Source organism: Pseudomonas sp. IB20, from assembly GCF_009707325.1.
In the GTDB taxonomy this organism is placed as follows: domain Bacteria; phylum Pseudomonadota; class Gammaproteobacteria; order Pseudomonadales; family Pseudomonadaceae; genus Aquipseudomonas.
In genome coordinates this window covers 781220-802254 of record NZ_CP046103.1, presented here as the reverse complement: position 1 = coordinate 802254, position 21035 = coordinate 781220, and the positions used below count along the sequence as shown (strand labels likewise).

22 protein-coding genes are annotated in these 21035 nt (G+C 61.6%); 14 read left to right on the top strand and 8 right to left on the bottom strand.

From position 1 onward, the window contains the following. Positions 1 to 75 precede the first annotated feature (75 nt). Positions 76 to 2175, top strand: coding sequence for a TonB-dependent siderophore receptor (locus GJU48_RS03600; RefSeq protein ID WP_094948917.1), 2100 nt, complete (start codon positions 76 to 78; stop codon positions 2173 to 2175). 12 nt (positions 2176 to 2187) lie between these two features. After that, positions 2188 to 2904, top strand: a complete 717-nt coding sequence (locus GJU48_RS03595) for a DUF4198 domain-containing protein (RefSeq protein WP_094948916.1) — start codon at positions 2188 to 2190, stop codon at positions 2902 to 2904. 308 nt (positions 2905 to 3212) lie between these two features. On the opposite strand, the gene hemH is transcribed toward GJU48_RS03595, so the two are convergent. Both hemH and GJU48_RS03585 read right to left on the bottom strand, forming a co-directional pair. Next, the gene (gene hemH / locus GJU48_RS03590) at positions 3213 to 4238 is read right to left on the bottom strand and encodes a ferrochelatase (RefSeq protein ID WP_094948915.1); all 1026 of its coding nucleotides are present in this window, start codon (positions 4236 to 4238) and stop codon (positions 3213 to 3215) included. Positions 4239 to 4252: 14 nt separating this feature from the next. Beyond that, positions 4253 to 5152, bottom strand: coding sequence for a TIGR01777 family oxidoreductase (locus GJU48_RS03585; RefSeq protein WP_094948914.1), 900 nt, complete (start codon positions 5150 to 5152; stop codon positions 4253 to 4255). Between the two features lie 212 nt (positions 5153 to 5364). On the opposite strand from GJU48_RS03585, the gene GJU48_RS03580 reads away from it, so the two are divergent. The 12 genes from GJU48_RS03580 to GJU48_RS03525 all read left to right on the top strand — a co-directional run bounded on the left by GJU48_RS03580 (position 5365) and on the right by GJU48_RS03525 (position 15371). Further along, positions 5365 to 6351, top strand: coding sequence for an NAD(P)/FAD-dependent oxidoreductase (locus tag GJU48_RS03580; protein ID WP_094948913.1), 987 nt, complete (start codon positions 5365 to 5367; stop codon positions 6349 to 6351). Further along, positions 6348 to 6563 carry a TIGR02450 family Trp-rich protein gene (locus GJU48_RS03575; protein WP_094948912.1) on the top strand — a complete coding sequence of 72 codons (216 nt, stop codon included), beginning with the start codon at positions 6348 to 6350 and terminating at the stop codon, positions 6561 to 6563. The genes GJU48_RS03580 and GJU48_RS03575 overlap by 4 nt, the downstream gene beginning before the upstream one ends. 112 nt (positions 6564 to 6675) lie before the next feature. Then, positions 6676 to 7635, top strand: coding sequence for a YbgA family protein (locus tag GJU48_RS03570; RefSeq protein ID WP_094948911.1), 960 nt, complete (start codon positions 6676 to 6678; stop codon positions 7633 to 7635). Between the two features lie 17 nt (positions 7636 to 7652). Beyond that, entirely contained in the window at positions 7653 to 8582 is a 930-nt protein-coding gene (locus tag GJU48_RS03565; protein ID WP_094948910.1) for a MerR family transcriptional regulator, read from the top strand. Next, complete coding sequence (phrB, locus tag GJU48_RS03560; protein WP_094948909.1) at positions 8583 to 10025, top strand: deoxyribodipyrimidine photo-lyase; 1443 nt, start codon at positions 8583 to 8585, stop codon at positions 10023 to 10025. It begins immediately after the preceding gene. Next, positions 10018 to 10440 (top strand): nuclear transport factor 2 family protein, encoded by a 423-nt coding sequence (locus GJU48_RS03555; RefSeq protein ID WP_094948908.1) that lies wholly within the window; start codon positions 10018 to 10020, stop codon positions 10438 to 10440. The genes phrB and GJU48_RS03555 overlap by 8 nt, the downstream gene beginning before the upstream one ends. Next, positions 10437 to 11219, top strand: a complete 783-nt coding sequence (locus tag GJU48_RS03550; protein ID WP_094948907.1) for an SDR family NAD(P)-dependent oxidoreductase — start codon at positions 10437 to 10439, stop codon at positions 11217 to 11219. The genes GJU48_RS03555 and GJU48_RS03550 overlap by 4 nt, the downstream gene beginning before the upstream one ends. Next, positions 11216 to 12463 (top strand): NAD(P)/FAD-dependent oxidoreductase, encoded by a 1248-nt coding sequence (locus tag GJU48_RS03545; protein WP_094948906.1) that lies wholly within the window; start codon positions 11216 to 11218, stop codon positions 12461 to 12463. The genes GJU48_RS03550 and GJU48_RS03545 overlap by 4 nt, the downstream gene beginning before the upstream one ends. After that, complete coding sequence (locus GJU48_RS03540) at positions 12460 to 13269, top strand: DUF1365 domain-containing protein (protein ID WP_094948905.1); 810 nt, start codon at positions 12460 to 12462, stop codon at positions 13267 to 13269. The genes GJU48_RS03545 and GJU48_RS03540 overlap by 4 nt, the downstream gene beginning before the upstream one ends. Next, the gene (locus GJU48_RS03535; RefSeq protein WP_094948904.1) at positions 13256 to 14527 is read left to right on the top strand and encodes an SAM-dependent methyltransferase; all 1272 of its coding nucleotides are present in this window, start codon (positions 13256 to 13258) and stop codon (positions 14525 to 14527) included. The genes GJU48_RS03540 and GJU48_RS03535 overlap by 14 nt, the downstream gene beginning before the upstream one ends. Continuing rightward, a complete protein-coding gene (locus tag GJU48_RS03530) occupies positions 14520 to 15011 on the top strand; it encodes a DUF2878 domain-containing protein (RefSeq protein ID WP_094948903.1) in 492 nt (163 codons plus the stop codon). Before GJU48_RS03535 ends, GJU48_RS03530 begins: the two co-directional genes overlap by 8 nt. A gap of 54 nt (positions 15012 to 15065) precedes the next feature. Beyond that, positions 15066 to 15371 carry a YkgJ family cysteine cluster protein gene (locus GJU48_RS03525; RefSeq protein ID WP_016977069.1) on the top strand — a complete coding sequence of 102 codons (306 nt, stop codon included), beginning with the start codon at positions 15066 to 15068 and terminating at the stop codon, positions 15369 to 15371. 142 nt (positions 15372 to 15513) lie between these two features. Here GJU48_RS03525 and GJU48_RS03520 read toward each other — a convergent pair whose 3' ends face one another. The 6 genes from GJU48_RS03520 to hemA all read right to left on the bottom strand — a co-directional run bounded on the left by GJU48_RS03520 (position 15514) and on the right by hemA (position 20880). Beyond that, positions 15514 to 16032 (bottom strand): acyloxyacyl hydrolase, encoded by a 519-nt coding sequence (locus GJU48_RS03520; RefSeq protein ID WP_094948902.1) that lies wholly within the window; start codon positions 16030 to 16032, stop codon positions 15514 to 15516. 112 nt (positions 16033 to 16144) lie between these two features. Continuing rightward, positions 16145 to 16939: a glutamate racemase gene (gene murI, locus GJU48_RS03515; protein WP_094948901.1), complete on the bottom strand. Its 795-nt coding sequence runs from the start codon at positions 16937 to 16939 to the stop codon at positions 16145 to 16147. Then, on the bottom strand, positions 16932 to 17687 hold the full coding sequence (locus GJU48_RS03510) for a molybdopterin-synthase adenylyltransferase MoeB (RefSeq protein WP_094948900.1): 756 nt from the start codon (positions 17685 to 17687) through the stop codon (positions 16932 to 16934). The genes murI and GJU48_RS03510 overlap by 8 nt, the downstream gene beginning before the upstream one ends. After that, a complete protein-coding gene (gene prmC, locus GJU48_RS03505) occupies positions 17681 to 18511 on the bottom strand; it encodes a peptide chain release factor N(5)-glutamine methyltransferase (protein WP_094948899.1) in 831 nt (276 codons plus the stop codon). Before prmC ends, GJU48_RS03510 begins: the two co-directional genes overlap by 7 nt. Further along, positions 18512 to 19594, bottom strand: coding sequence for a peptide chain release factor 1 (gene prfA, locus GJU48_RS03500; protein WP_094948898.1), 1083 nt, complete (start codon positions 19592 to 19594; stop codon positions 18512 to 18514). Then, positions 19591 to 20880, bottom strand: a complete 1290-nt coding sequence (gene hemA / locus GJU48_RS03495) for a glutamyl-tRNA reductase (protein ID WP_094948897.1) — start codon at positions 20878 to 20880, stop codon at positions 19591 to 19593. The genes prfA and hemA overlap by 4 nt, the downstream gene beginning before the upstream one ends. Positions 20881 to 21035 lie beyond the last annotated feature (155 nt).

Here is a 21035-nt window from a genome sequence, read left to right as displayed (position 1 = left end):
CCTAATATTTCAAAAGAAATTCATTCTCATCGGTCATGTTATATTGTTTCAATATCGCTATTGGAACGCTCTATCATGCCGTCTCGAAGATTCGCCCCCGTGGCTGGCCTGGCCTTGGGTTTGCTGCTCGACCCCGCCTACGCCGACGACGACACTGTAGAACTGGACACTATCAACGTCACCAGCGACGCCTATGAATCCGCCACCGACCCGGTCACAGGTTATCGCGCCACCCGTTCCGCCAGCGCCACCAAGACGGACACCGCACTGCGCGACATCCCACAATCAATCAGCGTGATTCCCGCCACGGTGCTCAAAGACCTGGGCAGCACCAGCGTGGAACGCGCCCTGGAGTTTGCCGGCGGCGTGTCCAAGCAGAACAACTTCGGCGGCCTGACGCTTTACGAATACAGCGTGCGCGGCTTCACCACATCGGAGTTCTACCAGGACGGTTTCAGCGCCAACCGTGGCTACCCGAGCACGCCGGACGCGGCCAACATCGAGCGCATTGAAGTGCTCAAAGGCCCCGCTGCCAGCCTTTACGGGCGCGGCGACCCCGGCGGCACGGTGAATATCGTCACCAAAAAACCCCAGCCGCAAGCCTTCACCACCGTGCAAACCAGTGCCGGCAGTTGGGACCGCTATCGCACCGCGCTGGATGTGAACACCCCGCTGGACAGCGAAGGCCGCCTACTGTCGCGCGTGAACCTGGCGGTGGAAGACAACCACAGCTTCCGTGATCACGTCGACGCCAAGCGTGTATTCGTCGCGCCGTCGTTCAGCTGGCATTTGGACCCGGACACCAGCCTTCTCGTAGAAAGCGAGTTCGTGCGCCACAGCTCCACCTTCGACCGAGGCATCGTCGCCAACCATGGCATGTCCCGCTCCACCTTCCTCGGCGAGCCCAACGACGGCAATATCCGCAACCACAACAACCGCATCCAGGCCGCGTTGGAGCATCACCTTAATGACGCCTGGAAACTGCGCCTGGCCAGCCACTACAAACAAGGCAGCCTGTGGGGTGACGCCTCGGAAAGTCGTGCGCTGAATGCCGACGGCCATACCGTCAACCGCCGCTACCGCGAACGCTCCACCGGTTGGCACGACAGCATCACCCAGCTGGAACTGCGCGGCCTGTTCGACATTGGCAGCTGGCAGCACGAACTGTTGATCGGCAGCGAATACGAGGACTACCGCAAGAAGGAGCGCGTGTCGGCGATTGCCGGCAGCCTCTACCCCATCGACATCTATAAACCGATCTACGGCCAGACCAAACCCAATGGCGCACGCACCGGCACCAACGCCTTCGAACAGACGAAAAGCCAGGCGCTGAACCTGCAAGACCAGATCGTCTTCACCGACCGCCTGCGCGGCATGCTCGGTGCGCGCTTCGAACACGTCGAGCAAAGCACCGTCGACTTCACCCGCAACCACGCCAAGAGCCGGCAAACCCACGACGCCCTCACCCAACGCGCCGGTTTGCTCTACCAACTCACGCCGCAAGTCGGTGTGTTCGCCAACGCGTCAACCTCGTTCAAACCCAACAACGGCTTGGACGCCGGCGGCAAATCCTTCACGCCGGAAGAAGGCGTGGGGTATGAAGTGGGGATCAAGAGCGAGCTGTTCGACGACCGCCTGAGCACCACCCTCGCCGCCTTCCATATCGAAAAGGAAAATGTCCTGGCCTTGGACCCGGCCACCATCAACAACAGCCGCGCCATAGGCAAGGCGCGCAGCCAGGGCTTTGACCTGCAACTGAGCGGGCAAGTGACTGACGCGGTAAGGGTCATCGGCGCCTTCGCCTACATCGACGCCGAAGTGACCAAGGGCGACAAAGCCATCCCCACCGGCAGCCGGATTCTCGGCGTGGCCAAGCGCAGCGGCAGCCTGCTGGGCGTGTATGAATTCCAGGATGGCGCGCTACGCGGCTCGGACCTCGGCGCGGCGTTCACCTACGTCGGTGATCGCTCCGGCGAAGCCGGCAGCCAGTTCGAACTGCCCGCCTACCACACCGTCGACCTGCTGGCGCATTACAAGGCCAGCGACAACGTCACCGTGGGCCTGAACCTCAACAACCTATTCGACGAAAAGTACTACGAGCGCTCCTACAGCAACTACTGGGTCACGCCCGGCGAGCCGCGCAACTTCACCGTCAGCCTGACCCTCAACCTGTAAAAGGACGCCCCCATGCAAGCCTTCAAATCCTTGGCCGTGATCGGCCTGCTGTTTGCCAGCCAAGTCTCGGCCCACGGCCTGTGGACCGAACAACGGCGCGGCAATATCGAAGTGATCTACGGCCACGGCGCCGAAGACAATGCCTTCAAGGCACAGAAAATCAGCGGTGCCTGGGCGTATGACGCCAGCGGCAAGATGATCCCGGTCACCGTGGAGCGCCTCGCCGACCACGCACGCCTCAAGCCGCTCAAATCGCCCGCCGTTTTAGCCGTGGCGTTGGATAACGGGATGTGGTCGCAGACGCCGGACAAGAAGTGGATCAACCAGGGCCGTAGCCAAGTGCCTGGCGCGATTGAGTCGACCCAAACCTTCAAATACAGCCTGGCGATTTACCAGCCGGGGGCGAAATTGCCGAAGCTGGATCAGATCAAGCTGCTGATCCTGCCGGAAGTTGATCCGCTGACCGTAGGACCGGGCAGGTCACTGCCGGTGCGGGTGCTGCTGGATGGCAAGCCGGCGGCGGGGATCAAGTTGGTGGGCGATTATCGCAATGCGCCGAACACCTTGAGCACCGAGACCGACAAGGATGGCCGAGCCGAGGTGCTGGTGCGTAATGAAGGGTTGAATGTGATTACGGCGCAGGTGGAGCTGCCGCTAAAAGATGCTGATGTGGCAACGCGCGGGTTGTTCACTTCGCTGACGTTCCTCGGTGAACCGCATCACGAATAACACAGTGGGGAGCTGGCTTGCCTGCGATAGCATCACCGCGGACTGTTTGATCGATCGCGGTGCCTGCATCGCGGGCAAGCCCTAATGCCGTTCAGTTAAGCGAACGCAATGCCCAAAGCAGCGAAAATTAAATGTGGGAGCGGGCTTGCCCGCGATGACGTCGGCCCAGCAAACATGGATGTTGACTGACCCACCGCTTTCGCGGGCAAGTCGAATCGTCGCACCGCCGCTCCCACAGGGGATTGCGCTGCTGACACACTGCCTTCGCGAGCAAGCCCGCTCCCACATTTAGTCCTCACTCGGCTGCGCTAGAGTGCCAACGGCGCCCGTTCGCACAAGGTGTTCAGCGCCGCCGCCCACTGCGGGTCATCATTCAAGCACGGCACCAACACCAACTCCTCGCCACCCGCTTCGCGGAACTGCTCCAACCCGCGGTCACCAATCTCTTCCAGCGTCTCAATGCAGTCCGCGACAAACGCCGGGCACATCACCAGCAGCGTTTTCACGCCTTGCTGGGCCAACGCCTCAAGGCGGGCTTCGGTGTAGGGTTCGATCCACTTCGCCCGGCCCAGGCGCGATTGGAACGCCACCGACCACTTGCCCTCCGGCAAGCCCATGCGCGCGGCAAAGTTCCGTGCAACGCTGAAGCATTGGGCGCGATAACAGGTAGCAAGCACCTCAGGCGAGGCGTTCTGGCAGCAGTCGGCATCCTTGAAACAATGCCCGCCGGTAGGGTCGAGCTTTTTCAGATGGCGCTCAGGCAAGCCGTGAAAACTCAGCAGTAAATGATCGTAATCCTGTTCTACGTACGGCCGGGCGCTCGCGACCAGCGCATCGAGGTATTCCGGCTGATCGTAGAAAGGTTGCAGGATCGAGAACTGCACCTTGAGATTTTTCTCACGCACCACGCGCCTGGCTTCTTCAATCACCGTGGTCACGGTGCTGTCGGCAAATTGCGGGTACAACGGCGCCAGGGTGACTTTCTCAATGCCCTGGGCCGCGAGGCGCGTCAACGTCGTTTCAAGCGATGGCTCGCCATAACGCATCGCCAGCTCCACCGGGCCCTGAGTCCATTGCGCGGTCATTTGCTGTTGCAGCCGGCGGCTCAGGACTACAAGCGGCGAGCCCTCGTCCCACCAGATCGACGCGTAGGCATGCGCCGACTGCTCGGGGCGCTTGATCAGGATCAGCGACACCAGCAAACGCCGCACCGGCCACGGCAGGTCGATCACGTAAGGGTCCATCAGGAACTGATTGAGGTAGCTGCGCACATCGGCCACCGAAGTGGACGCCGGTGAACCCAGGTTGACCAGTAACAACGCGTGATCCGTCATGCAACATCCTATGGCTAGAGGCGGCTGGACAAGTCTTCCAGGGCCGCATGCAACTCAGTGAACTGAAAAGTGAAACCGGCAGCCAGCAGCCGTTCGGGAACGGCCCTCTGCCCGCCCAGCAACAACCCGGACAATTCGCCCAGCAAGACCTTCAAGGCCAATGCCGGCATCGGCATGAACGCAGGGCGGTGCAGCACCCGGCCCAAGGTCTTGGCAAACTCGCGGTTACGCACCGGGTGTGGCGCGCAGGCATTATAAGGACCGCTGGCATCCTCCTTGTGCAGAAGAAAATCAATCAGGGCGATTTGATCTTTGATATGCACCCACGGCATCCACTGCCGACCATTGCCGATAGGCCCGCCCAGCGCCAGTTTGAACGGCAGCAGCAGCCGCGACAAAAAGCCGCCCTGCGCCGCCAACACCAGGCCGGTGCGCACCAGCACCACGCGGATGCCCATGGCTTCGGCGCGCAGGGCGGTTTCTTCCCAGGCGATACACAACTGGCTGGGGAAGTCGTCCTGCACCGGGCCGCTGGCCTCGGTCAATTCACGTTCGCCACCGTCGCCGTACCAGCCCACCGCCGAACCTGAAATCAGTACCGCCGGTTTTTGCGCCAGCCCGTCCATCCACGCCAGCAGGGTTTCGGTGAGGCTGATGCGGCTGCTCCACAGTAACGCCTTGCGCTTTTTGGTCCACGGGTGATCGGCGATGGGTGCACCGGCCAGGTTGACCACCGCATCCACGTTGCCGATTACGTCTTGCAAGCGGCCGACACCCAACACCTCAGGGCCGCACCAATTGGCGACGGTGTCCGGTTCGCGGCTCCACACGGTCAGGCGATGCCCTTGGGCAAGCCAACGTTGGCAGAGCTGACGACCGATCAAGCCTGTACCGCCGGTCAGCAAAATGTGCATGGAACACTCCTCATGTAACGTTCGCCGCCGATCACTGGTCTATTTTATAAGCAGGGATCATTTGTAGTACGGCGCGGCTTTTGGTTTAAGCCCACGCTTTAACCATAGGCCACGCCGTAAGAACAGGTACGCCAAAACTTATACCAAAAAACAATATTGTACAGCTATTGGTGTCGGCGTAGTCTGTACCCAACGGTAAAACGAGGCCTCCCATGACTGTTCCCATCGCGATCATCGGCACCGGCATCGCCGGTCTCTCCGCCGCCCGAGCGTTGCAAGACGCGGGGCACGTCGTACAACTCTTCGATAAAAGCCGCGGCAGCGGTGGCCGCATGTCCAGCAAGCGCAGCGACGCTGGCGCACTGGACATGGGCGCGCAGTACTTCACCGCCCGCGACCGGCGCTTCGTCAACGAAGTGCAGCGCTGGCAAAGCCACGGCTGGGCCGAGCAGTGGAAGCCGCAGCTGTACAACTTCAAGTCCGGGCAACTCACGCCCTCCCCCGATGAGCAAATACGTTGGGTCGGCACGCCGCGCATGAGCGCGATCACCCGCGCATTGCTCGACGACTTGCCGGTGGAGTTCGGTTGCCGCATCACCGAAGTGTTCCAAGGCAAACAGCACTGGAACCTGCTCGACGCCGACGGCGGCAATCACGGCCCCTTCAGCCATGTGGTCATCGCCACGCCGGCGCCCCAGGCCACCGCCCTGCTGGCCGCCGCGCCCAAGCTGGCGAGTGCCGCCGCCGGGGTAAAAATGGACCCGACCTGGGCCATCGCCCTGACCTTCGACAAACCCTTGGAGACACCGATGGAAGGCTGCTTCGTGCAAGACAGCCCCCTCGATTGGCTGGCGCGCAACCGCAGCAAACCTGGGCGCGACACCACCCTCGACACTTGGGTACTGCATGCCACCAGCACCTGGAGCAAGGCGCACCTGGACCTGCCCAAGGAAGCCGTGATCGAACACCTGCACGGTGCCTTCGCCGAATTGCTGCACAGCGCCATGCCCGCGCCGTCGTTCAGCCTGGCGCATCGCTGGCTCTACGCCCGACCGTCCAGCGCCCATGAATTCGGGGTGCTGGCCGACGCCGACCTGGGCTTGTATGTATGCGGCGACTGGTGCCTGTCCGGGCGCGTCGAAGGCGCTTGGCTCAGCGGTCAGGAAGCTGCGCGCCGCTTGATCGAGCACCTGCAATGAACCGCATCAATCCCGCTAAATTGCTGCTGTCGAAGTGGACAGCAGCGCGCCCGCGCAATAAGGAAAAACACTTTCTGGTCACCGAACTGTTTCGGGATGAAGAAGGCACCGTGCTCGAAATCGAGCTGCAAGCTGTCATGACCCGCCGTGCGGAACGCCTGACCTGGCAAACCCTGCAGAACGCTGAGGACTGGCGAATCGGCTGGAAATAGCTCAGCCGAAAATACTTATACAAACTATTTGACTTGTACAGCTTCGAATCTATGATGAGATTTCGTTGTACAAGTTTTATAGCGTGTACAGGAATTATGCAGAGGTTCGGCCATGTCCAGCACCGTCAAACCAAAGATTGCCATCAGCGCCTGCTTGCTGGGCGAGAACGTGCGCTTTAACGGCGGACACAAACAATCCCTGCTGTGCAGCCAAACCCTCGCCGACTACTTCGACTTTGTGCCGCTGTGCCCCGAAGTCGCGATCGGCCTGGGCATCCCCCGCGAACCGATTCGCCTGGTAGGCGACCCGGCCCGGCCGCAGGCCGTCGGCACGGTGCGCCGTGAGCTGAATGTCACCCAGCCGCTGGACGATTACGGCCAGCAGATGGCCCAGGAACACACTGACCTGTGTGGTTACATCTTCATGCAGAAATCGCCGTCGTGCGGCCTGGAGCGGGTCAAGGTTTACCGCGACAACGGCACGCCCGTCGACGGCGGCGGGCGTGGCATTTACGCCCAGGCGTTTTGCGCGCGCCACCCCAACCTGCCGGTGGAAGAAGACGGCCGACTGAATGACCCAGTGTTACGGGAAAACTTCCTGACCCGGGTCTTCGTCTACGCCAGCTGGCAGCAACTGCTGGCTGAGGGCCTGACCCGCCACCGCCTGTTGGCCTTTCACTCACGCTACAAATACTTGCTGATGGCCCACAGCCCGGTGCATTACAAAAGCCTCGGCCACCTTCTCGGCAGCATGGGCAAGGCCACTGATCTGGACGCGCTAGCCGCCAACTATTTCAGCGAGCTGATGACCGGCCTGAAAAAGTGCGCCACCCGTGGCACCCATACCAATGTGCTGCAACACATCAGCGGCTACCTCAAGCAGGCCATCAGCGCTGACGACAAGCAGGAAATGCAAACCGTCATCAGCCAATACCGCAGCGGCATCGTGCCGTTGGTGGTGCCGCTGACCCTGCTCAAACACCACTTTCGCCAACACCCTGATCGCTACATTGCGCAGCAGGCCTACCTGCAGCCGCACCCGGAAAACCTCAGCCTGCGTAATGCGATCTGACCCATGAAAAGACCATCATGAAAGCAGCCCCCCAAGACGAACCCGGCGTAGACATCGCCCAAGCCCTCCAAGACGGCTGGCTGCCAATACGCGAAGTGGCGCGCCAGACCGGCGTCAACGCCGTAACGCTGCGCGCCTGGGAACGCCGCTATGGCCTGATCGTGCCGCAGCGCACGCCCAAGGGTCATCGGCTGTTCAGTGCCGAACATGTACAACGCATCCACACCATCCTCACCTGGCTCAACCGCGGTGTACCGGTCAGCCAGGTGAAAAGCCTGATCGACTCAGCCCAAGCCAGCCCCGACACCGTCGAAAACGAATGGCACGCCCTGCGCCAGAACCTGCTGAATGCGATCAGCGAGTTGGCCGAACGCAGGGTCGACGACGCCTTCAACCAAGCCATGGCGTTGTACCCGCCGCGTACCTTATGCGGGCAATTGATGCTGCCGCTGCTCAAGGCGCTGGAGCAACGCTGGCAAGGCCAGTTCGGCGCGCAGATGGAGCGGGTGTTTTTCCTGTCCTGGCTGCGCAGCAAGTTTGGCGCGCGCATCTACCACAACAACCGCCAACTGCAAGGCGCCCCGTTGCTGTTGGTCAACCACTCCGACCTGCCGCTGGAGCCGCACCTGTGGCTCAGCGCCTGGCTGGCCAGCAGCGCCGACTGCCCGGTGGAAGTCTTCGACTGGCCATTGCCGGCGGGCGAACTGGCCCTGGCGGTGGAACACCTGCAACCGCGCGCCGTGCTGCTGTATTCGAGCAAGGCTATCCATGTGCCGGCACTCAGTAAACTTTTGGGCGGTGTCCGCTGCCCAACCTTGATTGCCGGACCAACGGTATGCATCCACCAGGCAGAGTTGGCCGTATTAACCCGTGACACCCCTGAATTGTTCGTGGCCGAAGACCCGTTGTCGGCCCACCAGATACTGATCCAGCGTGGAATTGTTTAAATGCACTTGATCTGGCTGCGCACCGACCTGCGCCTACACGACAACACCGCCCTCGCCGCCGCAAGCCAGCGAGGCCCCGTTGCAGCCGTGTACCTGATCACCCCCGAACAATGGCGGGCCCACGATGACGCGCCGTGCAAAGTCGACTTCTGGCTGCGCAACCTGCGGCACCTGAGCCAGGCGCTCGGCGAGCTGAACATTCCCTTGCTGATCCGCACCACCGCGACCTGGGACCAGGTACCCGGCGTATTGAGTACGCTGTGCCGGGAACTGTCGGTTGAATCGGTGCACGTCAACGAGGAGTACGGCATCCACGAAAGCCGTCGCGACACCGCCGTGGCCCAGGCGCTGGAAGCCGATGGCGTGACGTTCCACCGTTACCTGGACCAACTGTTCTTCCAACCCGGCAGTGTGCTGACCAAGACCGGCACTTATTTCCAGGTGTTCAGCCAGTTCCGCAAGGTTTGCTACAACCGCCTGCACAGCGCCCTCCCACGTCAGGTGGCAACCCCGAACGCCCAGGCGCCCACCGAGCTGAAAAGCGACCCGGTCCCTGAGCAGGTCGAAGGGTTCGCGCCACCCAGCGAAAGCTTGCGCGCCCTCTGGCCGGCCGGTGAAGACGAAGCGCGCCGCCGCCTCGATGCCTTCGCCGATCAACAAATCAGCTACTACAAAGACGAGCGCGACTTCCCGGCCAAACCCGGCACCAGCCAGCTTTCGGCTTACCTCGCCGCCGGTGTAGTTTCGCCGCGCCAGTGCCTGCATGCCGCCTTGCAAGCCAACCAGGGCGAGTTCGAAAGCGGCGACATCGGCGCGATCACCTGGATCAACGAGCTGCTGTGGCGCGAATTCTACAAACACATCCTCGTAGGCTACCCACGGGTGTCCCGCCACCGCGCCTTTCGCCCCGAGACCGAAGCGGTGGCGTGGCGCGATGCGCCCAAAGACCTCGCCGCCTGGCAGGAAGCGCGCACCGGCCTGCCGATCATCGACGCCGCCATGCGCCAGTTGCTCGAAACCGGTTGGATGCACAACCGCCTGCGCATGGTGGTGGCAATGTTTTTGACCAAGAACCTGCTGATCGACTGGCGCGAAGGCGAGCGTTTCTTTATGCGCCACTTGATCGACGGCGACCTGGCGGCCAACAACGGCGGCTGGCAGTGGAGTTCTTCCACCGGCACCGATTCGGCCCCGTACTTCCGGATTTTCAGCCCATTGAGCCAATCGGAGAAATTCGACAGCGAAGGCGTGTTCATCAAGCACTGGCTGCCAGAGCTGGCCGCGCTGAATAAAAAGGAAGTGCACAACCCCGAGGCAGTCGGCGGCCTGTTTGGCGTGGCGGACTATCCGCGTGCGATTGTCGACCTGAAAAAATCCCGCGAACGCGCGTTGGCAGCCTTCCGCAGCCTGCCTTCACGTCAGGAGGTTGCCGAGCATGAGTGACTTCCTGCCCAGGTTCGCCCAGGCCTTTGCGACCCTGGACAAGCACAACCTGCACCGGCTCGACAGCCTGTACAGCAAGGACATCACCTTCACCGACCCGCTGCATGAAGTGCACGGGTTGCCCGCGCTGCGCCGCTACTTCGCCGAGATGTACGGCAATGTCAGCCAGCTACGCTTCGACTTCCACGGTTTCGACCAAGTGGCCGAAGGTGAAGGCTATTTGCGCTGGAAAATGAGCTTCTGCCACCCACGGCTCAACAGCGGCAAGCTGATCCGCGTGGAAGGCTGCTCGCACCTGCTGTGGCGCGACAAGGTCTACCGCCATCGCGATTATTTCGATGCCGGCGCTCTGCTCTACGAACACCTGCCAGTACTCGGCCGCGTAGTCAGTTGGCTGAAAAGGAGAATGGGATGAGCCTTACACCACCCCGCCGTTATTGGCTGACCGGCGCCAGCAGTGGCATCGGTGCTTCGCTGGCCGTGGAGTTGCTCAACAGCGGCGCCCATGTGGCACTCAGCTCGCGAACCAAAGGCCCACTGGAAGCACTCGCCCACCGTTACCCGGGGCAAGTATTGGTGGTAGCCGGCGACCTGACCAACAGCCAGACCGTGCGTGAGATCGGCGAGCATATCGGTGTGGTCTGGGGCTCACTCGACACGGTGATCCTGAATGCCGGCACCTGTGAATACGTGGACGCTCGGCAGTTTGACGCCTCTATCGTCGAGCACGTGGTACGCACCAACCTGCTGGCGAGCAGCTATTGCATCGAAGCGGCGCTGCCGTTGTTGCGCAAAGGGCTCACCCCACACTTGGTCGGTGTGGCCAGCGCCGTAACCTACCTGCCGATGCCACGCGCTGAAGCTTATGGCGCCTCCAAGGCCGGGCTGCGCTACCTGTTTGAATCCCTGCGCATCAGCCTGTCGCCCGAGAACATCGACGTCACGGTGATCAGCCCGGGCTTTGTCGACACGCCGCTGACCGAACGCAATGACTTCCCGATGCCCTTGAGCTGGTCGGCCGACAAGGCCGCGCGGCATATCTTCGCCAAGCTGGACAAGCGCCCGCTGGAGATTGCCTTCCCCGCTATGTTTATCGCCACCTTGTGGCCGTTGTCGAAGCTGCCCAACCGCGCGCAACTGTTCATCGGCAAGCGCATGTTGCGCAGCCCGCCGCCGCAGAAGGACAACCTGTGAAAATCGCCATTATCGGCAGCGGCATCGCCGGGCTGACCAGCGCCTACCTGCTCAGCCGCCGCCACGACATCACCGTGTTCGAAGCCGGCGTGCGCATCGGCGGGCATACCCACACGGTCAACGTGACGGTCGAGAGTAAAAGCTATGCGGTGGACACCGGTTTTATCGTGTTCAACGACTGGACCTACCCCAACTTCATTCGCCTGCTGGGGCAAATTGGCGTGAAGTTCAAACCCACCGAGATGAGCTTTTCGGTGTGCGACCAGAACGAAGGCTTCGAGTACAACGGCAATAACCTCAACAGCCTGTTTGCCCAGCGCAGCAATATCCTGTCGCCGGGGTTCTGGGGCATGTTGCGCGACATTCTGCGCTTCAACCGCCAGGCGCCGCTGGACCTGCAAGAACAGCGCATCAGCGCCGACATGACCCTGGGCGATTACCTCGAAGCCGGGGGTTACGGCCCGCGGTTTATCCGGCATTACATCGTGCCGATGGGCGCGGCGATCTGGTCGATGTCCCTGGCGGACATGCTCGGTTTTCCATTGCAATTTTTTGTAAGGTTCTTCAAGAACCACGGTTTGCTCTCTGTGAACAACCGGCCGCAGTGGTGCGTGATCGAAGGCGGGTCGAGCAGCTACATCGAGCCGCTGACGCGCAGCTTTCGCGAACAGGTGCGCCTCAATTGCCCTGTGCATAACGTCGAGCGCACCGACGACGGCGTAGTTATCCACAGCGCCGCCGGCAGCGAGACATTTGATCGGGTGGTGTTTGCCTGTCACAGCGATCAGGCCCTGGCCTTACTGGCCGACCCAAGCCAGGCCGAACAGGAGATCCTCGGCGCCCTGCCTTACGCCGACAACGACGTGGTGCTGCACACCGACACGCGCCTGCTGCCCGACCGCAAACTCGCCTGGGCCAGCTGGAACTACCGGCTGACCGGCACCGCGCAGACCCAGGCCGCCGTCACTTACGACATGAACATCCTGCAAGGTATCGACAGCGCCACGACCTTTTGCGTGAGCCTTAACCAGACGTCGATGATCAACCCGATGAAGGTCCTCGCGCGCTACACCTACGCACATCCGCAATACAGCCTCGCGGCGGTAGCTGCCCAAGCGCGCTGGGAAGAATTGGCCGGCGCACGCAACACCTTTTATTGCGGCGCCTACTGGGCCAACGGTTTCCATGAAGATGGCGTGGTCAGCGCATTGCGCGTGGCCCAGGCCTTTGGAGAAACCTTGTGAACAGCGCCCTGTACAGCGGCTGGATCGCCCATCGCCGGTTTGCGCCCAAGGCCCACGCCTTTCGCTACCGCATCGGCCTGCTGTACCTGGATTTGAGCGAACAAGACGAAGTGCTCGGGCTCTCGCCCCTGGCCGGCGCAGGCCGCCTGGCACCCTTCGGCTTTCGCCAGCAGGATTACCTGCGTGAATTCACGCGCCACGGCATGAGCTTGAGCGATGCCGTGCGCCAGGAAGTTGGCAAGGCGCTGGGGCGTGAGCCCCAGGGCGTTATCTGCCTACTGACCCAGGCCCGCAGTTGGGGCCTGGCTTTTAACCCGGTGAGTTTCTTCTACTGCTTCGAGGCCGATGGGCAACTGGCCGCGATCCTGTGTGAAGTGACCAACACCCCGTGGCGTGAGCGCTATCACTACGTGCTGCCGGCCCAGGCCCTTGGCGCCGACGAGCATCAGCACTTCGCCGTGGCCAAGGCCTTCCATGTGTCGCCGTTTTTGCCGCGCGACCTGGAATACCGCATGAGCTTCAGCCCGCCCGCCGCCAAGCTCGGCGTGCACATGGCCGACTGGCAGGGCGAGGTGAAAGTCTTTGACGCCACCTTGAGCCTGCACAGAGAAGCGCTCAGCCGCGCCAGCCTGCATCGCTACTTGTGGCGCTTCCCGTGGATGACCGCCAAGACTTGCCTGGCGATCTACTGGCAGGCCATGCGCTTGTTGCTCAAACGCACTCCGATTTTTTCCCATCAGGCCGCCGATGGCGCCTCTCGCACCGCAGTCGGGTATACCAAGGATCGCCGCCATGAAATCCCCTAGCTTATCGGTCAAAACCAGCCGCCTGAATGTCAATGGCATGACCAGCGCATTGCTGCGCAAGGCCGTGCTGCGCCAACTCAGCCAACTGCGCCACGGCCAACTGGTGGTGATCGAGGATGGCGAACGCCAAGTGTTCGGCGCACGCGAAGCGCACCTGCTGGGGGAGATCCAGATCCTCGATTCGGCGGTGTGGGGCCTGGTGGCGGCCAACGGTTCGATCGGCGCCGGCGAGGCGTTTATCCACGGTTATTGGACCAGCCCGGACCTGACCGCGGTAGTGCGGGTGATGGTCAGCAACCTGGAGGTGCTCGATGCCATGGAAGGTGGCCTGGCGCGCCTGGCACGCCCGTTCACCCAAGGCCTGCATTGGCTCAACCGCAATACGCGCAAAGGCTCGCAGAAAAACATCGCCGCCCACTACGACCTGGGCAACGACCTGTTCGAAGAATTCCTCGACCCGACCATGATGTATTCGGCGGCGCAGTTCCTGACGCCCGACGACACCCTGGAACAGGCACAGTTGAACAAACTGGAGCGCATCTGCCAGAAACTCGCGCTCAAGCCTACCGACCACCTGCTGGAAATCGGCACCGGCTGGGGCAGCATGGCGCTGTATGCGGCGCAGCATTACGGCTGCAAGGTCACCACCACCACCTTGTCCAAAGAGCAGTTTGCCTATACCGAAAAACGCATCGAGGCGCTGGGGCTCAAGGACCAAGTGACGTTGTTGCTGCAAGATTACCGCGACCTGAGCGGCCAATACGACAAGCTGGTGTCCATCGAGATGATCGAAGCGGTGGGCCATCGCTTTCTGCCGACCTACTTCAAGCAGTGCGCGCACTTGCTCAAGAGCGACGGCCTGATGCTGCTGCAAGCCATCACGATTCGTGACCAGCGTTTTGAGCAGGCGAAGAACAGCGTCGACTTTATCCAGCGCTACATCTTCCCCGGTGGCGCTCTGCCCTGTATGCAGAACATGCTGCACATCGTCAGCCGCGACACCGACATGAACCTGCTGCACATGGAGGACTTCGGCCTGCATTACGCGAAAACCCTGCGCCTGTGGCACGAGAACTTCCGCCGCGCCCATGGCCGTCTTGCAGAGTTGGGCTACGATGAGTACTTCCTGCGCTTGTGGGAATTCTACTTGTGCTACTGCGAAGGTGGCTTCATGGAACGTACGATTGGTACCGCGCAGCTACTACTGGCCAAGCCGGCGGCAATCAACCCGCCGTTGCTCGGGCGTTTCAATGCTTAAACCGCTGGCCAATGCCGTACTGTTCCAGTGCGGCTGGTTTGCCTGCGTGCTCGGTGGCGACAGCCGCTGGCTGCTGGTGGCCGCCGCCGTACTGGCCATCCACCTGCTGTGGATAAGTTCATGGTCTGCCGAAGGGCAAGTGATCCTCGCCGTGACCTTGCTGGGCACAGTGGTCGACACTTCGTTGCGCACCTTCGGCGTGTTTCATTTCAGCGTTCCGGGGCCGCTGATTCCGTTCTGGCTGATGCTGCTGTGGGCGTTGCTCGCCACCACGCTGCGCCATTGCCTGGCCTGGAGCGCACAGCCCTGGTGGCGCGCCAGCGTATTAGGTGCAGTCGGCGGGCCAGTGTCTTATTACGCCGGCAGCCAATTGGCCGGCGTGAGTTTCGGTTATGGCACAGTGCCGACGATGATCGGCTTGGCGCTGCTGTGGGCGCTGCTGTTCCCCATGCTGCATTGGATCGCCCGGCAACTGGGGCACTGACGTCTGTCAGAGTGTTCACACCTACCCGACGTGCTTGCCTTACACTGCGCGCCTATGACCAACATCCCCCACACTCAAATCACCGAACCCGCCGTGACCTGTTCAACGTGCGCGGCCTGCTGCTGCCAACTGGAAGTCATGCTGATCACCGACACCGGCGTGCCGGAACGCTATATCGATACGGACGACTGGGGCGGCGAAGTGATGCTGCGCCTGGACGACGGTTGGTGCGCGGCGCTGGATCGGGACACGATGATGTGCACGATTTACGAGCGACGACCGCTGATCTGCCGGGAGTTCGAGATGGGCGCGCCAGAGTGCTTGACCGAGCGTGAAGGGATTGCGACGGCGTATCGCTGAACCTGAGGGTGGCGCTAATCAACTGTGGGAGCTGGCTTGCCTGCGATGCATATACCTCGGTCTGTCGGTTACACCGAGTTTCCCGAAGTGATGCTATCGCAGGCAAGCCAGCTCCCACATTAGTCAGCAGGTGCCTGATGGCTTACAACGGGTAGGTGTAGTGCAACGAGTAACTCTCTACCCCGTCGTTATTGCTGCTGATGCCCGCATTGGAATAGTGCGTGGCACGAATGCCCACTTCATGCCCACCGGTAAAGCGCAAACCAAAGCCCAGGCGGTCTTCGAACTGGAAGGCCTGGCCGATATTGTTGTCTTCAACCCGCGTGCGTGAGAACACCGCCACGCCGATCCCCGCTTCGATGTAAGGCTTTACCGACTCACCGGCAAACTCATACACAAACACCGGCGAGAACGACAGGCTGCTGACACTGGCGCGCTTGTCGCCATCCCAATAGGTGTAGGCCCCGCTCCAGTAGCCGGTCAGTCGACCTACGTCGCTCTGCCACCAGCTTTTATCCCAATCCGACGTCAGCCCCAACCGATAGGTCATGGTCGAATCGCCGGTGCTCCCCACACCCAGTTCCAGGCCGGCGGCCTGGGCCGAAACAGAGTGTCCTACCACCACGGCCGCAAACGCAGCCAAACAGAACAAGCGCTTCATAAGAAACAGTCCTTTGAGAACGAGGTTGTATGTTTTTGCACAGACTAACTCGCTATAGAAGCCGACGTAGAGTCAGAAGTTCAGCGTCTTATTGCGTTATTTCACAAAATTTTCACACGTCGAAGCTTCGCACAACTCCAGGATGTTTCCATAGTGTCGGTAGGATACTTCTCAGGTGGTCGACGTGACCGCTGGTCCAGAACTGGGCAGGTTCAGGATTGCCGGTGGCCAACAGGTCGCGCTCGCCCAATAGACGTTTGAGCTGACGCGCCACGGCGGCGCCGGTGTCGATCAGGATGATGCTCGGGGGGAGCATGTGCGCCAGGAGCGGCTTGAGGAAGGGATAGTGGGTGCAGCCGAGAATAATCGTGTCGCAACCGGCGCTGAGCAGCGGTTCGACATAGCCGTGCAACATCTGGCGCAGTTCGGGGCTATTGAGATCGCCGCTTTCAATCAACTCCACCAGGCCCGGGCAGGGCTGGGTGATCACGCGCACATCGGTGGCAAAGCGGTCGAGCAAGGCGGCGAACTTGGCGCTTTGCAGGGTGCCGGTGGTGGCGAGTACACCGACCACGCCGCTGCGGGTGGCGGCGGCGGCGGGTTTGACGGCGGGTTCCATGCCTACGAGCGGCCAGTCGGGATAGTCCTGGCGCAAGTCGGCAACAGCCGCGACGGTCGCCGTATTGCAGGCAATCACAAAGGCCTTGGCGCCTTGCTCGCGGAAAAACTCGGCGACGCGCCGGGAGCGGTCAAGAATGAACGCCGGGGTTTTCTCGCCGTAAGGGATATGCCCGCCATCGGCCACGTACAGCAGCGACTCATGGGGCAATAACTGCTGAATTTCGTCCAGCACGGTCAAGCCGCCGATACCGGAGTCGAACACACCGATGGGCGCGCTCTTAACCATGCTGCGTCCCGCAGACACTGCAGCCAGGATCACGCTTGACCCGCAATTCACGAAAACGCGTGGTCAACGCATCGATCAGCAACAAGCGGCCGACCAATGGCTCACCGAAACCGGCCAGCAGTTTCAGGGCTTCCAGCGCTTGCAGGCTGCCGACCAGGCCCACCAATGGGCCAACGACGCCGGCTTCGCTGCAGGTCAGTTCGGTGTCGCTGCCGTGACCGTATAAACAGTGGTAGCACGGGCTGTCGACGCGGCGCGGGTCGAACACCGACAACTGGCCCTCAAGGCGGATCGCCGCGCCGCTGATCAATGGCTTGGCGGCGGCGACACAGGCGGCATTGACGGCTTCACGGGTGGCGAAGTTGTCGCTGCAGTCGAGCACCACGTCGACCGCTGCCACTGCCACCGCGAGTGAGTCCGCATCCAGGGCCGTGCGATGGGCGAGTAAGGTGACTTCGGGGTTGATCGCGGTCAGACGGCGCATGGCCGAGTCGACCTTGGTCTGCCCGACGCTGTCGGTGTCGTGGATGATCTGGCGTTGCAGGTTGGTGAGGTCGACGGTATCGAAATCGGCCAGGTGCAACTCGCCGACGCCGGCGGCGGCCAGATACAGCGCGACTGGCGCGCCCAGCCCACCGAGGCCGACGATCAACGCACGGCCGTTTTTCAGGCGCAATTGGCCGTCGATGTCGACATGTTGCAACAGAATCTGTCGGCTATAGCGCAACAGTTCCTGATCGCTCAGCACGGGCGACGTCCCAGTGTGATGCGCTCGTGGCCACCGAGGTCGATGCGGCTGTGTACGTCTTCAAAGCCTGCGCCAAGCAACAGGTCACGCACGGCCGCAGCCTGATCGTAGCCGTGCTCGAGCAACAGCCAGCCAGCCGAATTCAAGTGGGCTGGCGAGTCGGCAATGATCAGCCGCAAGTCGTCCAGGCCATCATGCCCCGCCACCAGCGCACTGGCCGGTTCAAAACGCACGTCACCGGCCACCAGATGGGGATCGTTATCGGCGATGTAAGGCGGGTTGCTGATGATCAGGTCGAACGTTTGGCCTTGCAGGGCGCTGAACCAGTGGCTGTTCAACACCGTGGCGTTTTTCAGGTGCAGGCGCTGGCGATTACGTTCGGCCAGGGCCACGGCTTCCAGCACGCGGTCGACCGCCGTGACCTGCCAGGCCGGGCGTTCGCTGGCCAGGGCCAGGGCGATAGCGCCGCTGCCGGTGCCCAGGTCGAGGACCTTGGCCGGCGTGGCAGGCAACAATTCCAAAGCGGCTTCCACCAGCAGCTCGGTTTCCGGACGCGGGATCAGCGTGTGAGGCGCGACCTCCAGGTCCAGTTTCCAGAAGCCTTGCTGACCGAGGATATACGCCACTGGCTCACCGCCACGGCGGCGTTGCAGGTAGTCGGCAAAGGTCAGCGCAGCTTCGCTGCTGACGATTTTTTCCGGCCAGGTGTGCAGGTAGCTGCGCGATTTGCCCAAGGCAGCGGCCAGCAACAGTTCCACATCCAGGCGCGCAGTAGGCGAGTCAGGCAGGTCGGCGGCGCGCAGCAGGCTGGCAATGATGGTCATTTATTCACCTATCGCCGCCAATTGGTCGGCCTGATATTCGGCGAGCAACGGCTCGATTACCGCGTCGACGCCACCGGCGAGAATCTCGTCGAGGGAATAAAGCGTGAGGTTGACCCGATGGTCGGTGACCCGGCCCTGGGCAAAATTGTAGGTGCGGATGCGCTCGGAGCGGTCGCCCGACCCCACCAGCAATTTGCGCTCGCTGGCAATCGCGTTGGCGGCGGCGCTGGTCTGCTGGTCGTTGAGTTTGGCCGACAGCCAGGACATGGCCCGCGCACGGTTCTTGTGCTGGGAACGTTCTTCCTGGCACTCCACCACGATGCCCGACGGCAAGTGCGTAATACGGATCGCCGAGTCAGTCTTGTTGACGTGCTGACCACCGGCGCCCGATGAGCGGTAGGTGTCGACACGCAAGTCCGCCGGGTTGATCTCGATAGCTTCCTGCTCGTCTGGCTCGGGCAATACGGCCACGGTGCATGCCGAGGTGTGGATACGGCCCTGAGATTCAGTCGCCGGCACCCGCTGCACGCGATGCACGCCGGATTCGAACTTGAGCTTGCCGTAGACGTTGTCGCCTTCAACCCGGGCGATGACTTCTTTATAGCCGCCGTGTTCACCGATGTTCTCGGACAAAATCTCGACACGCCAACCGCGACGCTCGGCAAAACGCGAATACATGCGGAACAGGTCGCCGGAGAAGATCGCCGCCTCGTCGCCACCGGTGCCGGCGCGGATTTCGAGAAACACGTTACGCCCATCGTTAGGGTCTTTGGGCAGCAACATGCGTTGCAGGTCGCCTTCCAGCTCAGCCAGTTTTTCCTTGGCTTCGCGGACTTCTTCCACGGCCATTTCGCGCATGTCCGGGTCGCTGTCCTTGAGCAGCGCCTGGGCGCCTTCGAGGTCGGCCTGCACCTTGGTCAGGTGCTTGTAGGTGGCCACAATCGGCTCAACTTCGGCGTATTCCTTGGAATAGGCGCGGAATTTGGTTTGATCGGAGATGACCTCGCCATCGCCGAGCAAGGCGGTCAGTTCTTCGAAACGGTCCTGGAGCACGTCCAGTTTATTGAGCAGTGACGCTTTCATTGCGGTTTTTTATCCGAAGAGCTATCTGACGCGCCCTCACCGAGGGCAAAGAGTTCCTGGGCCATGGCCAGCGCATCGAGGCGGCCTTCGGCGGTAAGCTTTTTCAACTGAACGCTGGGGGCGTGGAGCAACTTGTTGGTCAAGCCACGGGCCAGTTGCATCAGCACTTCTTCGGCGCTGCTGCCGTTGGCCAGCAAACGCTGGGCCTTGATCAACTCTTCGTCACGCAGGCGTTCGCCCTGCTGACGATACGCCTTGAGCACGTCGACCGCCGCCAATTCACGCAGGCGCACCATAAAGTCTTCGGCGCCGACGCTGACCATTTCCTCAGCGGCCTGGGCTGCGCCCTGGCGACTCTTAAGGTTTTCGGCGACCACTTCGTGCAAATCATCGACGCTATAGAGGTAAACGTCGTCCAAATCGCCGACTTCCGGCTCGATATCCCGAGGAACGGCGATATCTACCATGAAAATCGGTTTGTGCTTACGCAGCTTCAGCGCGCTCTCGACCGCGCCCTTGCCGAGGATCGGCAACTGGCTGGCGGTGGAGCTGATGACGATATCACTGCGCACCAGTTCGGCCGGAATATCCGACAGCAACACGGCGTGAGCGCCGAACTGCTCGGCCAGGATGCTCGCGCGCTCCAGGGTACGGTTGGCGACCACAATACGTTTCACGCCCAACTCATGCAGATGACGGGCGACCAAGGTGATGGTTTCACCGGCACCGATCAGCAGCGCCTGGCTGCGCTGCAAGTCGCTGAAAATCTGTTTGGCCAGGCTGACGGCGGCAAACGCGACGGACACCGGGTTTTCACCGATGGCCGTGTCGGTACGCACCTGCTTGGCGGAATTGAACGTGGCCTGGAACAGCCGGCCCAGCAGCGGCCCTACGGTTCCGGCCTCACGCGCGACGGCGTAGGCAGATTTCATCTGGCCGAGGATCTGCGGCTCGCCCAACACCAGCGAGTCGAGCCCTGCGGCGACGCGCATCATGTGACGAACTGCCGCATCCTCTTCGTGCACATACGCACTGGCGCGCAGGTCATCGAGGTCCAAATGGTGGTAATCGGCCAGCCAGCGCAGTACCACATCCGCGCAAAGATGTTCCTGCTCTATATAAAGCTCACTGCGATTGCAGGTCGAAAGGATCGCAGCTTCGCGGCTGTCGGTGAGCCGGCAGAGCTGCTGCAAGGCCTCAACCAACTGCTCTGGCGTAAACGCCACGCGCTCGCGCACGTCTACGGATGCAGTCTTGTGGTTAATACCGAGTGCAAGGAAGGCCATTCAATATCGCTGATGATGTCGGGAAGCCGACAATTGTCCTACTTCGAAAGACCCAGAACAACCACCGTCGTCTATTGTCCTAGTAGCTTATGCCTATAAAGGCGCCAACTGAGACTCGGTTATGCTTGGCCGAAGGCTTGTGTCATGATGATCCG